We start from the raw sequence: 14,307 nt of genomic DNA, 5'->3' as shown, positions 1-14,307 counted from the left end.
CACGCCCGGAGGGCGAGGTTCAGACCAGGCTCTTGGTGTGCCACACCGTCTTCGTCTCGGTGAACGCGGAGATGCGCGCGAGGCTCGGTGCCGCGGCATCCGTCCCGTTCTCGGGAGGGAGCACCCGGGTGAGCGTGTCGGCGGCCGCGATCTGCAGGTCGACCCAGTCCAGGCCGCCGGCGCCCACGAGATCGAGCGCGTGCACGTCGGGGTGGGATGCCAGCCACGGTGCGATCTCGGCGGGTGAGCCGGTCAGGACGTTGACCACTCCCCCGGGCACGTCGCTCGTGGCCAGCACCTCGGCCAGCGAGACCGCCGACAGCGGATACCGCTGCGACGCGACGACGACCACCGCGTTGCCCGTCACGAGCGCGGGCGCGATCGCCGAGACGAGGCCCACGAGCGCCGTGTCCTGCGGGGCGATGACGCCCACGACGCCTGTCGGCTCGGGCACCGAGATGTTGAAGTACGGTCCGGCCACGGGGTTGCCGTTGCCGGCGACCTGCGCGAACTTGTCGCACCAGCCGGCGTACCAGACCCAGCGGTCGATCGACTCGTCGACCTCGGCGGCAGCTGCGGATGCCGAGGCCCCCGTCTGCTGCACGATCTCGTCCACGAACTGCGCGCGCCGGCCTTCCAGGATCTCGGCGACCCGGTAGAGCACCTGTCCGCGGTTGTACGCGGTCGCCCCCGACCACCCCTTGATGGCGCCGCGCGCCGAGACGACGGCATCCCGTGCGTCCTTGCGCGACGCGAGCGCGGCGTTCGCCAGGAACTCGCCCTTCGGCGTCGCGACCTCGTAGGTGCGGCCGGACTCGCTGCGGGGGAAAGCACCGCCGATGTAGAGCTTGTACGTCTTCGGCACGGTCAGTCGCTTGCTCATGCGGAGACCTCCTTCTTGGAGCGGGCGGGTTCGACGCGGGGGGTGCTGCTGACGCTCGCCGCGCTCTTCAGGTAGGCGGCGAGGCCGTGGCGACCGCCCTCGCGACCGTAGCCCGACTCCTTGTAGCCGCCGAACGGCGACGACGGGTCGAACCGGTTGAAGGTGTTCGCCCACACCACCCCGGCCCGCAGGCGGTCGGCGACGGCGAGGATGCGCGAGCCCTTGTCGGTCCAGATGCCCGCCGAGAGGCCGTACGGCGTGTTGTTCGCCTTCTCGATCGCCTCGGCGGGCGTGCGGAACGTCAGCACCGACAGCACCGGTCCGAAGATCTCGTCGCGGGCGATGCGATGGCTGGCCTGCACGTTCGTGAAGATCGTCGGCGCGAACCAGAACCCGTTCTCGGGGATGATGCACGGGGCGCTCCAGCGCTCGGCGCCCTCGTCCTCGCCGATGCGGCTCAGCTCGCGGATGCGGTCGAGCTGCTCGCGGGAGTTGATCGCGCCGATGTCGGTGTTCTTGTCGAGCGGATCGCCGAGGCGGAGCGTCGACAGGCGGGACTTCAGGCGGTCGACGACCTCGTCATGGATCGACTCCTGCACCAGCAGGCGGCTGCCGGCGCAGCAGACGTGCCCCTGGTTGAAGAAGATGCCGTTGACGATGCCCTCGATCGCCTGGTCGATGGGGGCGTCCTCGAACACGATGTTCGCGGCCTTGCCGCCCAGCTCGAGGGTGAGCTTCTTGTCGGTACCGGCGACCGCCTTGGCGATCTCGCGTCCGACGGCCGTCGAACCCGTGAAGGCGACCTTGTTCACATCGGGATGCCGCACCAGCGCGGCGCCGGTCGCCCCCGCACCCGTCACGATGTTCACGACGCCGGGAGGCAGGTCGGCCTGCTGCAGGATCTCCGCGAAGATGAGCGCCGACAGTGGAGTGGTCTCGGCGGGCTTCAGGACCACGGTGTTGCCGGCGGCGAGCGCCGGGGCGATCTTCCACGCCAGCATGAGCAGCGGGAAGTTCCACGGGATGATCTGACCGGCGACGCCGAGGGATCGCGGGTCGGCGCCGAGGCCGGCGTAGTCGAGCTTGTCGGCCCATCCGGCGTAGTAGAAGAACCACGCCGCGACGAGCGGCACGTCGACGTCGCGGCTCTCCTTGATCGGCTTGCCGTTGTCGAGACTCTCGGCGACGGCGAGCTCCCGCGCGCGCTCCTGCACGAGCCGCGCGATCCGGAACAGGTACTTGCCGCGGTCGCGCCCGCTCATCTTCGACCATGTCCGGTCGTAGGCGCGGCGCGCCGCCGCGACGGCGGCGTCGACATCCGCGTCGCTCGCCGAGGCGATCGTGGCGATGTGCTTCTCGTCGGCGGGTGAGATCGTGGCGAACGGCTCGCCGGACCCGGGACGGAAGTCGCCGTCGATGAACAGCCCGTATTCGGGCTTGAGGGACAGGATGGCGCGCGACTCGGGGGCAGGCGCGTATTCGAGGAAACTCATGTCTTCTTCCCGGCTCAGTCGATGGTCACGTAGTCGGCACCGGAGTAGTGACCGGTCTTCAACTTCTGGCGCTGCAGCAGCACGTCGTTGAGGAGGCTGGACGCCCCATAGCGGAACAGATGCGGCTGCAGCCACTCCTCCCCCACGGTCTCGGCGACGGTGACGAGGTACTTGATCGCGTCCTTCGACGTGCGGATGCCGCCGGCCGGCTTCACGCCGACCTTCTCACCGGTGGCCCGGTGCCAGTCGCGGACGACCTCCAGCATGAGCAGCGTCACCGGCAGCGTCGCCGCGGGCTGCACCTTGCCCGTCGACGTCTTGATGAAGTCGCCGCCCGCGAGGATCGCGAGCCACGAGGCGCGCTTGATGTTGTCGTAGGTGTTGAGCTCACCCGTCTCGAGGATCACCTTGAGCGACGCGTAGCTGCCGTCCTCACGGCGGCACGCCTGCTTCACCCGCGCGATCTGGTCGAACACGAGGCCGTAGCGCCCGCCGAGGAAGGCACCCCGGTCGATCACCATGTCGATCTCGTCGGCGCCGTGCGCCACCGCCTCGGCGGTGTCGGCGAGCTTGATGTCGAGAGAGGCCCGGCCGCTGGGGAACGCGGTGGCGACGGCGGCGACGCTCACTCCGCCCTCGTCGGGGTCGCCGTGCGCAGAGCCGAGCGCCTCGACCGCAGAGGGCACCATGTCGCCGTAGACGCACACCGCCGCCACGCGCGGACACGACGGGTCGGAGGCATCCGGATTCAGCGCTTTCGCGACGAGCGAGCGCACCTTGCCGGGGGTGTCGGCGCCTTCGAGGGTCGTGAGGTCGATCAGCTCGATGATCTTGTCGAGTGCCCAGGCCTTCGACGTGGTCTTGATCGACCGCGTGCCCAGACCGGCTGCTCGCTGCTCCAGACCGACGGCGTCGACACCGGCAAGGCCGTGCAGATATCGCCGCAGCGTCGTGTCGTCGGGCTGCCCGCCGAGCAGCTCGACGGCCCGCTCGGGAAGCGTCACGATGGAGGTGCCTGACATGTCCTGACCTGGCTTTCGTCTGTGGGATGGGAGTGGAGGTGTCGTTGCACTGCTCATCCGTCGAGCAGGTGACGTGCGGTGGATTCGTCGGTGACGAGCACCGAGCACAGGCCGGAGGCGACGACCGCAGCGGCGACCTCTCGTTTGGCTTCGCCGGCGATCACGGCGATCGCGACGTCGGCGCCGCGGAGTTCGTCGAGGGAGATGCCCACCGTGCGTGCGTCCAGATCGTGGTCGACGATGCGGCCGTCCCCGCCGATGTAGCGCCCGACGACATCACCGACGGCGCCGGCGGCGACGAGGCGGTCGATGTCGGCCGGAGTGAGATACCCGCTGTCGACGTGGACGGAGCGGTGATCGGCGGCACCGGCGCTGAAGAGGTACGCGGAGGCGGCGCGCGCCGTCTCGAGAACCCGGGCCACCATGCGGTCCGCCTCGATGGCCTCCTTGGTCGCGCGGTGCTCGAGGATCGCGGGGCTGGGCAGCAGGGCGGCAGCACCGCCGCCCTTCTGTGCAATGCTGACCGCGGTGGCCGCCGCCGTGCCCGGCCGCTGGCTCATGCTGACGCCCCCGTTGATCTGCACGACGTCGGTGCCGGAGGACCAGCCGTCGCGGAGGTGGTGCGCGATGTCGGACAGAGTGCGCCCCCAGCTGACGCCGAGCACACGGGGGCTGGGCCGCAGAGCCGTCAGATAGTCGGCCGCGGCCTGCGCCACACGCTGCTGGAGCTCGTCCTCGTTGCGCACGCCGGCGCGGGAGACGACGATCGCCCCGACGCCACGCTCATCGAGGAGTCGCCGCTCGAGCTGCGGACGCCGCGCGCGCGAGTGCAGGATCTCGATGCGGACGAAGCCCTCCTCCTTTGCCTGTGTCAGGAGGCGCCCCACCTTCCACCGGGTGATCTGGAGGCTCCGACCGATCTCCTCCTGCGTGAGGTTCTCCTCGTAGTAGAGCTCCGCGGCCCGGATGGAGAGAAGTTCGTCGACGGCGTCCACGATCCTCCCTTCGTCGTCCACTCCAGGCTGACACACGCACGCGGGCGCCGCCAACATCTGAACGAATCTTGCTCACATGAGCAGCAACCGGTCTGGCACTGCTCGCGCACCGGATGCCCTCAGCCACCCCGTTGGGCAGGTGGCGCGGCCGGGGTGGCCGCCTTCGCCTGGCGCAGCAGCACGATCACCCCGATGCCGACGACGACCACGAAGGCGATGGAGAGGGTCGTGAACGCGAACCAGTTGTTGTCGAGCGCGAGGACGATCGCCGCCGATACGACCGCGATCGCCGCGGCGATCAGCTTCGAGGCGAACTTCATCCCGATACCTGGGGTGAGCCGGCCGGCAGGTGAGCCGCCGCGCGCGAGGATCAGGTCCGCGAACGCGTCGAGCGTCGCCAGCAGCGAGGCCGAGAATGCGACCGCGCACCCGAGGGCGCCCCACAGGTTCGGGGAGTCGGAGGCCGCTGCGTCGGCGGCCATGAGGACCAGCGCGTGCACGCCTCGATCGTAGGGCGCCCACGTACGCCGGTCTACGGGCGATGCGCGGGCGGCGGCTCGTACGCCGGCGGAGGCTCATACGCCGGAGGGGCCACGTACGTGGGCGGCGGCTGATACGCGGGAGGGCGGTCGACGGATCCTGGTCCGAGCAGTGAGTCCACCAGCTCATCCGGCGTGACGCCGCGCTCCGCGGCCGCCGCTCGCAGCAGCGCCAGCGACGCCGGCGACAGCGATGCGTCGCCTGCCGCCCCACCCCCGGGGCCTGGGCGTTCGCGCAGCAGCAGCGACATCACAGGCAGCACGATCGCGCCGAGCGCCGCGAGGATCGAGACGATGCCGAGCACACGGGAATAGAGCTCGCCGCCGTACTCGTCGCTCCACACGGGGTAGATGACCATCACGAAGACGATCGCGAAGAGCGCGAGCGTCACGATCAGTCCGACGCGGACCGCCGTCCGACGCCGGTCGGCCAGCAGCAGGAGCAGCGAGGCGAAGGAGAACGCGACGGATGCCGCCACCGCGGTCCACAGGGAGTCCCAGAACCCCTCCGCCTCCCAGGTGGGCTGGGCCCAGAGCGCGATGAGCACCAGCCCCGCCGCGACGACCGACACGCCTGCGCCGATGTACCCGAAGGTCTGCAGCCGCCGCCCCACGAGGGAGACGCAGCACAGCACGGCGACGCTGAAGGCCCCCACGACGGACGTGGTGCTGAGCACCCGCCACGCCGTGGGCCCGAGCTCGGCGCCGAGCAGCACCACGATGCCGCTGATCGCGGCGGCGCTGAAAGAGACGACGATGACGGCGACGATGACACGGCGAGCGAGCGACACGGGAGTGCGCGTCCGGCCCGCCGGATCGGTCATGTCAGCTCCTCACGCACCTTTGCGACGTCGGCTGTCATCGTCTCGATGAGAAGCTCGACCCCCTCGAACGCGACCATACCGCGGATCCTCGATACGAACTCGATCTCGACGACGTGTCCGTAGAGGTCGAGGTCCGTCTCGTCGAGCACGTATGCCTCGACCTGACGCACGTCGATGTCGTCGAACGTCGGGTTCGTGCCGATGCTGATCGCAGCCGGATAGCGCACGCTGCTGCGTGGTGCGGATGCGCCGTCCTGCGGCATCCCCTCGTCGACCAACCAGCCGGCGTACACGCCCTCGGCGGGGACGAACCCCTCGAGGTCGGACGCCAGGTTCGCCGTCGGGAAGCCGAGCTGGCGCCCGCGCTTGAGCCCGTGCACGACCTCGCCCCGCACGGCGTGCGGGCGGCCGAGCAGGCGGGTCGCGCCCGCGACGTCTCCGGCGTCCAGGAGCTCTCGCACCCACGTCGACGACACGCGCCGCCCGGCGTCGATCGCACGCACGTCGTCGACGACGTCCACGTCGAAGCCGAACTCGGCACCCAGCTCGCGCAGCAGCTCGGGGTTGCCCGCGCCGCCGCGGCCGAAGCGGAAGTCGGCGCCGACCATCACGATCCGCACGCCCAGCGCGCCGACGAGCACATGCTCGACGAACTCCCGGGCGCCCAGGTCGGCGAGCTCCCGATCGAAGGTGAGCATCAGCGTCGCGTCGACGCCTGCGTCGGCCAGGAGGCGCAGCTTCTGGTCGACCCCGACCAGGCTGTCAGGACACAGCTCCGGGCGCAGGAGCGCGAGCGGGTTGCGGTCGAACGTGACGGCGACGACGCGCGCGCCGGAGGCTTCGGCATCCACCCGTGCCCGGTCGATGACGGCACGGTGCCCCGAGTGCACGCCGTCGAACTTGCCGATGGCGACGACGGAGGGCCCGAAGCCGGCGGGCACCTCGCGGGGGTCCCGGAAGACGATCACGATGCCACCGCCGCAGTCGTCGCCCCGGTGGGCTGCGCGACGGGACGATGCGTCGCCAGCCACCAGAGACCGAGGAACGGCAGCACGAGGGGCACGAACAAGTAGCCCATCCCGTACCAGGACCAGACCGTCGGGTGGGCGAACAGCTCCGGCATCACGAAGCTCAGCGTGCCGACGATCAGCACGCCGACGAGCTCGAACACGATCGCCACCCACGCGACCACGTACCACCCGCGCCGGCCGGCGAAGACCAGTGCCAGCGTGGCGACGATGTACACGACCGCCGAGAGCGCCGAGAGAGTGTAGGCGAGCGGCGCCTCGTCGAAACGCTCGACGATCTGCACGAAGGACCGACCGGTGGCACCGAGGGCCATGATCGCGTAGACGATCACGAGCACGCGGCCGATGCCGGTCATGCGGGGGCGGGCGGAAGACGACATAACCAGACGAGTTTAGTTCGTGCCGCCGGCGCCGGTTCCGCCACCATGACTCGCGACGGCATTCCGGAGCTTCGGTGCCGGCGGCCGCCGCCACCAAGCGGCGACCGTCAGGCGAGCTGGACTGTCCAGATCACCTGCATCCGCCAGACCATGACGGCGATGGACAGCGCCGCGATGCCCATGATCACCGTGCTCCAGCGGCTGCGCTCGAGCAGCGCCCACGCGACGGCGGCGACGGGCAGCAGCACGGCGGAGACGAGGTAGACCCAGAACTCCAGGAGGCTCCCCGACGGCGGATTGCCCGCGAACGGAGCGACGATCGCGATGACGACCTGCGCCAGCAGCAGGAGCTCGACGAGGGCCAGAGCGCCGACCGTCCAGTCGCTCGGCCGCCGGCCGGCGAGCCCGGCGATGACGCAGAAGAGACCTGCGGCGACCGCGACGACGACCTGGGCGATCGTGAACCACAGGATCATCGGGCGGCCTCCTCGGGCATGTTCATCGCGCTCTTGACGTCGTCGCCTCGGCGCTCGACGACGCCGACGAGTCGGCCGTCGGGATCGATCGCCGCGGCCGGTTCTGCGGGAAGGCGGCCGGCGGCCCCGGACAGCCGCTTGCCGTGGCGGAGGTCGCGCGCCTCGTCGGCCGTCACCTCGAACCGGCCGAGCACCGCACCCGCTGCCGTGGCGGGGTCGGCCATCGTCGCGTCGGCGAGGTCCTCGATGCCGGGCGCCCCGGCCACGTCGAAAGGACCGATGCGGGTGCGTCGCAGCGCCGTGAGGTGCCCGCCCACGCCGAGCGCGGCGCCGAGGTCACGGGCGAGCGAGCGGATGTACGTGCCGCTCGAACAGTCGACGACGACATCGACATCGATGACGCCCGGCGCCGCCGCGCCCGCGCCCACGGCGCCTGCGTCCGCCCCTGAGATCCCCGAGCCGGTCGAGAGGCGCCGCTCGGCGAGGACCTCGAACCGCGACACCACGACCTCGCGCGCCTTGAGCTGCACGTCCTCCCCCGCGCGGGCGAGGTCGTAGGCGCGACGCCCGTCGACCTTGATCGCCGAATACGTGCTGGGGACCTGCGAGATGGGGCCGGTGAGAGCGTCGATGCCCGCCTTGATCGCCGGGGAGTCGAGCGATGCGGCATCCGTCACCGAGACGACCTGCCCCTCCGCGTCGTCGGTGTCGGTGGCGACGCCCAGCCTGATCGTCGCCTCGTATGTCTTGTCGAGCCCGACGATGAACGTCAGCAGCCGCGTCGCGCCTTCGACGCCGAGGACGAGCAGGCCGGTGGCCATCGGGTCGAGCGTCCCGGCGTGGCCGATCTTGCGCGTGCCCAGTGCGCGGCGCGCTCGTGCGACGACGTCGTGCGACGTGATGCCGCCGGGCTTGTCGACGAGCAGGATCCCGGGTGCCGCCATCAGCTGCGCCCGACGATCCGTGGGTGCGCGAGATCGACGTTGTCGACGATGACGGATGCCGCCTCCTGCGGTCGCGCCTCGCGGAGGTAGATCTCCTGCCCCTGCCGGTACCGGGCGTTCGAGTACGCGTCCGGGTCGGGGTCAGATCCGTCTCGCAACGCCATGCGCGCGTAGGAGACCTCGAAGGGCACGTCGAGCCAGATCGACCAGTCCCACAGGTCTCGCAGCTCGGGCCTGTGCAGGAAGACGCCGTCCACCACGAGCACGGCATCCAGCGGCGCGGTGACCCACTGCGACTCGACGGGGGCGTCGCGGACGACGTCGAAGGCCGCCAGCTGGAAGCCGGTGGTGCCGGCGGTCTGCGCGCCGTCGCGGAACGGATCGATCAGCACGCGCCGGAAGGTCGCATAGTCGAAGGAGTCGCGGTAGAAGCCCTCAGGGCTGTGGCGGCCGCGGAGATAACGCTCGCTTCGGGGCCGGTGAAAGCCGTCGGTGCTGGCTCGGAACACCGCATCGCCGGTTTCGGCGAACACTTCGGCGAGCCCGTCGGCGAACACCGTCTTGCCGGCGCCGTCCAGCCCGTCGACCGCCACGATGACGCGGCCGCCGGCGTTGTGTCGCCGGACGCGGTCGCGCAGTTCGCGCCACAACGTCGTGGTCGGCGTGACGGGAAGACGCATGGTTCCAGCCTACGGGCCGCGAACGGCCGCCCCGTGCGGCGGACATCTACCCTTTCGCGCTTCCCGGAAGCGCGAAAGGGTGGATCTCCGCACGTACGCTGGAGCGCATGCCCGAGCCTGCGACGCCCTCCGATCTCGCGGAGCCGCCCGTGCTGGCGAGCCCCCCAGATCTCGGCGGAGCACTCGTGGAGTGGTATTCGACGCACGCTCGCGACCTGCCGTGGCGACGGCCGGGATTCGGGGCGTGGGGCGTGCTGGTGAGCGAGTTCATGCTGCAGCAGACGCCCGTCACGCGGGTCATCCCGCATCTGGAGGCATGGCTCGAGCGATGGCCCACACCGGCGGACCTCGCTGCCGCTCCGCCCGCCGACGCGGTGCGGCAGTGGGCGAACCTGGGCTATCCGCGGCGCGCGCTGTGGCTGCATCGCGCTGCGGTGGAGATCCGTGATCGCCACGGCGGAGTCGTTCCCCGTGACGTCGACGCGCTCCTCGCCCTCACCGGCATCGGCGACTACACCGCACGCGCGGTGGCCGTGTTCGCCTACGGCGACCGGCATCCCGTGGTCGACACGAACACGCGGCGCGTGCTGGCCCGCGCGATCGACGGCAGGTCTCAACCCGGCCCGCCGTCGCGGCGCGACCTCGAGGCGATGGCGGCGATCCTCCCCCACGACCGCGACATGTCGGCCGTCGTGAACGCAGCCGCCATGGAGCTCGGCGCCACCGTCTGCGTCGCGCGGGCACCGCGCTGCGACGCATGCCCGCTGCGGGACCGCTGTGCCTGGCGGGCCGCGGGGTACCCCGACACCGGCGACGTCCGCCGCAAGCAGGCGCGCTACGAGGGCAGCGACCGCCAGGCGCGCGGTGCGGTGCTGAAGAGGCTGCGGGATGCCGCGGCGACCGGGATCCGGATCGATGCGTTGCTCCCGGACTGGCCGGACGCGCACCAGCGCGATCGTGCGATCACCTCTCTCGCTGACGACGGCCTCGTCGAGCTGGATGACGGGTTCGCGCACCTTGCGCGCTGACGAGGGTCAGCCGCAGTACTCGGCAGGTAGGGGTTCGCTAGCGGGGAGCACAGTGATGAAGTAGGCGACCCCGTCGCGAAACTCAAAGACGATGGCGCCCCGGCCCTCCGTGACTCTCAAAGCGGAGTCCGCGTTCAAGGCGTCTTCAGTGGCGGCGTCCGGATAGACGGCTCGCACATCTTCCTCGGACGAGCGCAGGCCGACCCCGGCGTCGGTGAGCGGGAGCAGCATTCCCGCCGCTCCGCCGTCCTGTACCGAGACGCTGTGGATGACGTCGGTTGCCGCGGACACTCCACTCTCTTGGACGACGTCGGCGATCACGTACGTCATGAGCGAGTCGAGGCCGGTAGCGGACGCGAACCAGGGGCATCTGTCCTCGAAGCCTTCCGCGGGCAACGATCGCTCTTCGGCGACGCCCAGCAGTTCGAGGGCTTCGGCGAACGACCCGCCGAGGATGTAAGGGCCGATCCCTCGTGCGCTGATCAACGCCGGGTCGGACTTCGACGAGGGAGATGGCGTCGGCGGACTCATGACCGGTGACGGCGACGTAGACGCCGGCGCCGGTGCTGCGACGTCGCTCACCGGCGCGGTGCATCCCGTCAGCGCGACCGCGACCGCGAGAGCTGGAACGCACAGGCCACGCGCGCGCAAAATCACCATCGAACAACCTCACTCGGGGCCGTCCGGCATGACGGGCGAGACGATTCTTGCACGGCGCTGATTCTTGCCCAGACGACGTTATCGAGTCGATACACCGCGCGCGGCATGCACCCGACCGCGCGTCCCGGCGCGGCTAACGCGGCAGACGACGAAGTTTCCGTGAATGGCGCCGCGAATGGCGTGAACCTGCTCCGGCTCGCATGCCGTAAGCATGTTCCGCGCGCTTGATGCGGCGCTACTCCACACCCTGGCATTCCTCCATGCACGACCCGCTCCAGCGGGACCGGGCCATCGACTCGCTCATCGCGGACGGGCTGGCCGAGGCATCCGACGGGCTGCTGCGCCTGCCGCGCTGAAGACAGCGCCGAAACGACGACGCCGCGACCGGAGGACCGGTCGCGGCGTGTCGATGGCGACGAGGACTCAGTCCTCGCCGTCGAGCTCGCGCGGCTTGACGTACGGGTCGGCGTCGCCGGCGTACGTCGCGGACGAGGCCAGGCCTGCCACCGCGGCGTCGCGCTCCTGTGCTTCGCGCAGGAGGTCGGCGATGTGGCCGGCGTTCTCGGGGATCGCGTCGGGGATGAACTCGAGCGAGGGGGTGAGGCGCACGTTGAGGTGCTTGCCCACCTCCGAGCGCAGCATCCCGGTCGCGGACTTCAGCGCCGCGGCGGATCCTTCGCGCTCCTCGGGCGAGCCCAGCACCGTGTAGAACACGGAGGCGTGCTGGAGGTCGCCGGTCACCTTCACATCGGTGATGGTCACGAATCCGAGCCGCGGGTCGCGCAGGCCCTTCTCGAGCCTCTCGGCCAGGATGACGCGGATGCGGTCGCCCAGCCGGGCCTGACGTTCCGAAGACATGATGCTGCTCCTTTCGAAGCGTGAGGGACGCCCTGACGATGCAGGACGCCCCTCACGCGCGCGACTTACGCGCGGGGCTTCTCGACCATCTCGGTGGTCTCGATCTCGTCGCCCACCTGGATGTCGTTGTACTTGCCGAGGCCGATACCGGCTTCGAAGTCCGTACGGACCTCGGTGACGTCGTCCTTGAACCGGCGCAGCGACTCGATGGCCAGGCCGTCGGCCAGGACCACGCCGTCGCGGATGACGCGCGCCTTGGCGTTGCGCGTGATCGTGCCCGAGCGGACGATGACACCGGCGATGTTGCCGAACTTCGAGGAGCGGAACACCTCGCGGATCTCGGCGACGCCCGACTGGACCTCTTCGTACTCCGGCTTGAGCAGGCCCTTGAGCGACTGCTCGACATCGTCGATCGCGTTGTAGATGACCGAGTAGAACCGGACATCCACACCCTCACGAGCGGCGCGCTCGCGCGCCTTCGTGTCGGGACGGACGTTGAAGCCGATGACGATCGCGTTGTCGATCGTCGCGAGGTTGATGTCGGACTCGGTGATCGCACCCACACCGCGGTGGATGATCCGCAGCTGGACGGAGTCGTCGACCTCGATCTTGAGCAGCGATTCCTCGAGCGCCTCCACGGCACCCGACACGTCACCCTTGATGATGAGGTTGAGCGACTCGACCTTGCCCTCTTCGAGAGCGCGGGTGAAGTCCTCGAGCGAGATGCGCTTGCGGGCCTTGGCCAGCTGGGCGTTGCGCTCGGCCGCTTCACGCTTCTCGGCGATCTGGCGGGCCGTGCGGTCCTCCTCGGTCACGATGAACGTGTCGCCGGCGCGCGGCACCGAGTTCAGACCCTGCACCTGCACGGGACGCGACGGGAAGGCCTCCTCGACCGGGTCGCCGTTCTCGTCGGCCATCGCGCGGACGCGGCCGTACGCCGTGCCGGCGACGATCGCATCGCCGACGCGCAGCGTTCCGGACTGGATGAGCACCGTGGCGACCGAACCGCGACCCTTGTCGAGCTTCGCTTCGATCGCGACACCGCGCGCGTCCTTGTTCGGGTTTGCCGTGAGGTCCAGACCCGCGTCCGCGGTGAGCAGCACCGCGTCGAGGAGCTGCTGGATGCCGGTGCCCTGGCGAGCCGAGACGTCGACGAACATGACGTCGCCGCCGTACTCCTCGGCGACCAGGCCGTACTCGGTGAGCTGCTGGCGCACCTTGGCCGGGTTGGCGTCGGGCTTGTCGACCTTGTTCACCGCGACCACGATCGGCACGTTGGCCGCCTGGGCGTGGTTGAGCGCCTCCACCGTCTGCGGCATGATGCCGTCGTCGGCGGCGACCACGAGGATCGCGAGGTCGGTCACCTGCGCACCGCGGGCACGCATGGCGGTGAACGCCTCGTGACCCGGGGTGTCGATGAAGGTGATCGCGCGCTCGATGCCCTCGTGCTCGGTCCAGACCTGGTATGCACCGATGTGCTGCGTGATGCCGCCGGCCTCGCCCGCGACCACGTTGGTCTGGCGGATGGCGTCGAGCAGTCGCGTCTTACCGTGGTCGACGTGACCCATGACGGTCACGACGGGAGGCCGGATCTCGAGGTCTTCCTCGTTCTCCGCCTCCAGCTCGGCCTCGAGGTCGAGACCGAAGCCCTCGAGGAGCTCCTTGTCCTCGTCCTCGGGCGAGACCATCTGGATCTTGTAGCCGAGCTCGGCGCCGAGCACCTCGAAGGTGGCCTCGTCGAGCGATTCGGTCGCGGTCGCCATCTCACCCAGGTTGAACAGGATGGTGACGAGCGTGCCGGGCTGCACGGTGTAGCCGCGCAGCGCCTCGAGCTTGTCCGCGAAATCGGCGATCGATGCGCCGCGACGCAGGCGGATGATCTCGCCGTTGCCCTTCGAGACGTTGACGCCGCCGACGACCGGCGCCGACCGCATCTCGAACTCTTGACGCTTCGCCCGACGCGACTTGCGCTGCTTCGACTTGCCGCCGCCCTTGCCGAAGGCGCCCGCGGTGCCGCCGCCGGGGCCACGGCCACGACCGCCACCACCGCCGGGACGACCCGCGAAGCCGCCCGCGGGCGCTCCACCGGGAGCACCGCCAGGACGCTGGAAGCCACCGCCACCGGCGCCACCGGGACGACCGGGGCCGCCGGGACGCTGCTGGAACGGCGCACCGGGACGACCGCCGCCACCGGGGCGACCTGCGCCCCCCGGACGCGGAGCGCCGGGGCGAGGAGCACCCGGGCGCGGGGCCTGGGGACGCGGGATGTTGCCGGGGCTCGGGCGCTGGCCCATGCCCTGCGCCGACGCGAAGGGGTTGTTGCCCGGACGCGGGCCGGCGGGACGCTGGCCCATACCCTGCGACGATGCGAAGGGGTTGTTGCCGGGACGCGGCGTGCCACCCGGGCGGGGCGGCTGCGGCGTCGCTGCAGCGGGGCCGGGCTTGGGGGCACCCGGGGCAGCCGGCGCAGCCGGAGCCGCGGGGGTGTCCGCAGCCG

15 protein-coding genes and 1 pseudogene are annotated in these 14,307 nt (G+C 70.5%); 2 read left to right on the top strand and 14 right to left on the bottom strand.

Annotation, left to right across the window (positions count from 1 at the left end):
• Window positions 1-19: 19 nt before the first annotated feature.
• From Q9R08_RS18870 to Q9R08_RS18820, 11 genes are all read right to left on the bottom strand, one after another.
• Window positions 20-883: an aldehyde dehydrogenase family protein gene (locus Q9R08_RS18870; RefSeq protein ID WP_308869730.1), complete on the bottom strand. Its 864-nt coding sequence runs from the start codon at window positions 881-883 to the stop codon at window positions 20-22.
• Window positions 880-2,376 carry an aldehyde dehydrogenase family protein gene (locus Q9R08_RS18865; protein ID WP_308869729.1) on the bottom strand — a complete coding sequence of 499 codons (1,497 nt, stop codon included), beginning with the start codon at window positions 2,374-2,376 and terminating at the stop codon, window positions 880-882. The genes Q9R08_RS18870 and Q9R08_RS18865 overlap by 4 nt, the downstream gene beginning before the upstream one ends.
• Window positions 2,377-2,390: 14 nt before the next feature.
• Window positions 2,391-3,398 (bottom strand): deoxyribose-phosphate aldolase, encoded by a 1,008-nt coding sequence (deoC, locus tag Q9R08_RS18860; RefSeq protein ID WP_308869728.1) that lies wholly within the window; start codon window positions 3,396-3,398, stop codon window positions 2,391-2,393.
• 53 nt (window positions 3,399-3,451) lie between these two features.
• Window positions 3,452-4,393 carry a sugar-binding transcriptional regulator gene (locus tag Q9R08_RS18855; RefSeq protein WP_308869727.1) on the bottom strand — a complete coding sequence of 314 codons (942 nt, stop codon included), beginning with the start codon at window positions 4,391-4,393 and terminating at the stop codon, window positions 3,452-3,454.
• A gap of 119 nt (window positions 4,394-4,512) precedes the next feature.
• Complete coding sequence (locus Q9R08_RS18850; RefSeq protein WP_308869726.1) at window positions 4,513-4,893, bottom strand: hypothetical protein; 381 nt, start codon at window positions 4,891-4,893, stop codon at window positions 4,513-4,515.
• Window positions 4,894-4,925: 32 nt separating this feature from the next.
• Window positions 4,926-5,756, bottom strand: a complete 831-nt coding sequence (locus Q9R08_RS18845) for a hypothetical protein (RefSeq protein ID WP_308869725.1) — start codon at window positions 5,754-5,756, stop codon at window positions 4,926-4,928.
• Window positions 5,753-6,724 (bottom strand): bifunctional riboflavin kinase/FAD synthetase, encoded by a 972-nt coding sequence (locus Q9R08_RS18840; protein ID WP_308869724.1) that lies wholly within the window; start codon window positions 6,722-6,724, stop codon window positions 5,753-5,755. The genes Q9R08_RS18845 and Q9R08_RS18840 overlap by 4 nt, the downstream gene beginning before the upstream one ends.
• Window positions 6,721-7,164 (bottom strand): hypothetical protein, encoded by a 444-nt coding sequence (locus Q9R08_RS18835; RefSeq protein ID WP_308869723.1) that lies wholly within the window; start codon window positions 7,162-7,164, stop codon window positions 6,721-6,723. The genes Q9R08_RS18840 and Q9R08_RS18835 overlap by 4 nt, the downstream gene beginning before the upstream one ends.
• Window positions 7,165-7,271: 107 nt before the next feature.
• Window positions 7,272-7,640 carry a hypothetical protein gene (locus tag Q9R08_RS18830; RefSeq protein ID WP_308869722.1) on the bottom strand — a complete coding sequence of 123 codons (369 nt, stop codon included), beginning with the start codon at window positions 7,638-7,640 and terminating at the stop codon, window positions 7,272-7,274.
• Window positions 7,637-8,584 carry a tRNA pseudouridine(55) synthase TruB gene (gene truB, locus Q9R08_RS18825; protein ID WP_308869721.1) on the bottom strand — a complete coding sequence of 316 codons (948 nt, stop codon included), beginning with the start codon at window positions 8,582-8,584 and terminating at the stop codon, window positions 7,637-7,639. Before truB ends, Q9R08_RS18830 begins: the two co-directional genes overlap by 4 nt.
• Window positions 8,584-9,264: a nucleoside/nucleotide kinase family protein gene (locus Q9R08_RS18820; RefSeq protein ID WP_308869720.1), complete on the bottom strand. Its 681-nt coding sequence runs from the start codon at window positions 9,262-9,264 to the stop codon at window positions 8,584-8,586. Before Q9R08_RS18820 ends, truB begins: the two co-directional genes overlap by 1 nt.
• 107 nt (window positions 9,265-9,371) lie before the next feature.
• Here Q9R08_RS18820 and Q9R08_RS18815 point away from each other — a divergent pair, with 107 nt between their 5' ends.
• Window positions 9,372-10,292 (top strand): HhH-GPD family protein, encoded by a 921-nt coding sequence (locus Q9R08_RS18815; RefSeq protein WP_308869719.1) that lies wholly within the window; start codon window positions 9,372-9,374, stop codon window positions 10,290-10,292.
• 6 nt (window positions 10,293-10,298) lie between these two features.
• Here the strand turns inward: Q9R08_RS18815 and Q9R08_RS18810 are convergent, their stop codons facing one another.
• Entirely contained in the window at window positions 10,299-10,874 is a 576-nt protein-coding gene (locus Q9R08_RS18810) for a hypothetical protein (protein ID WP_308869718.1), read from the bottom strand.
• 344 nt (window positions 10,875-11,218) lie between these two features.
• On the opposite strand from Q9R08_RS18810, the pseudogene Q9R08_RS20860 reads away from it, so the two are divergent.
• Window positions 11,219-11,308 (top strand): annotated as a pseudogene (locus tag Q9R08_RS20860) (A/G-specific adenine glycosylase); the annotation flags it as partial.
• A 67-nt stretch (window positions 11,309-11,375) separates the two neighbouring features.
• On the opposite strand, the gene rbfA reads toward Q9R08_RS20860, so the two are convergent.
• Window positions 11,376-11,810 carry a 30S ribosome-binding factor RbfA gene (gene rbfA, locus Q9R08_RS18805; protein WP_308869717.1) on the bottom strand — a complete coding sequence of 145 codons (435 nt, stop codon included), beginning with the start codon at window positions 11,808-11,810 and terminating at the stop codon, window positions 11,376-11,378.
• A gap of 65 nt (window positions 11,811-11,875) precedes the next feature.
• The coding region (infB, locus tag Q9R08_RS18800) for a translation initiation factor IF-2 (protein WP_308869716.1) at window positions 11,876-14,307 on the bottom strand (2,432 nt) is incomplete at its 5' end.

The organism is Microbacterium psychrotolerans, from assembly GCF_031085295.1.
Taxonomy (GTDB): Bacteria; Actinomycetota; Actinomycetes; order Actinomycetales; family Microbacteriaceae; genus Microbacterium; species Microbacterium psychrotolerans.
The sequence above is the reverse complement of the archived record's forward strand: the minus strand, read 5'-3'. Positions and strand labels throughout refer to the sequence as shown.

Bases quoted from the DNA above. Each gene is read 5' to 3' on its own strand.
- Q9R08_RS18870 (WP_308869730.1), bottom strand. From the start codon at position 883: ATGAGCAAGCGACTGACCGTGCCGAAGACGTACAAGCTCTACATCGGC.
- Q9R08_RS18865 (WP_308869729.1), bottom strand. From the start codon at position 2,376: ATGAGTTTCCTCGAATACGCGCCTGCCCCCGAGTCGCGCGCCATCCTG.
- deoC (WP_308869728.1), bottom strand. From the start codon at position 3,398: ATGTCAGGCACCTCCATCGTGACGCTTCCCGAGCGGGCCGTCGAGCTG.
- Q9R08_RS18845 (WP_308869725.1), bottom strand. From the start codon at position 5,756: ATGACCGATCCGGCGGGCCGGACGCGCACTCCCGTGTCGCTCGCTCGC.
- Q9R08_RS18835 (WP_308869723.1), bottom strand. From the start codon at position 7,164: ATGTCGTCTTCCGCCCGCCCCCGCATGACCGGCATCGGCCGCGTGCTC.
- Q9R08_RS18830 (WP_308869722.1), bottom strand. From the start codon at position 7,640: ATGATCCTGTGGTTCACGATCGCCCAGGTCGTCGTCGCGGTCGCCGCA.
- truB (WP_308869721.1), bottom strand. From the start codon at position 8,584: ATGGCGGCACCCGGGATCCTGCTCGTCGACAAGCCCGGCGGCATCACG.
- Q9R08_RS18820 (WP_308869720.1), bottom strand. From the start codon at position 9,264: ATGCGTCTTCCCGTCACGCCGACCACGACGTTGTGGCGCGAACTGCGC.
- Q9R08_RS18815 (WP_308869719.1), top strand. From the start codon at position 9,372: ATGCCCGAGCCTGCGACGCCCTCCGATCTCGCGGAGCCGCCCGTGCTG.
- rbfA (WP_308869717.1), bottom strand. From the start codon at position 11,810: ATGTCTTCGGAACGTCAGGCCCGGCTGGGCGACCGCATCCGCGTCATC.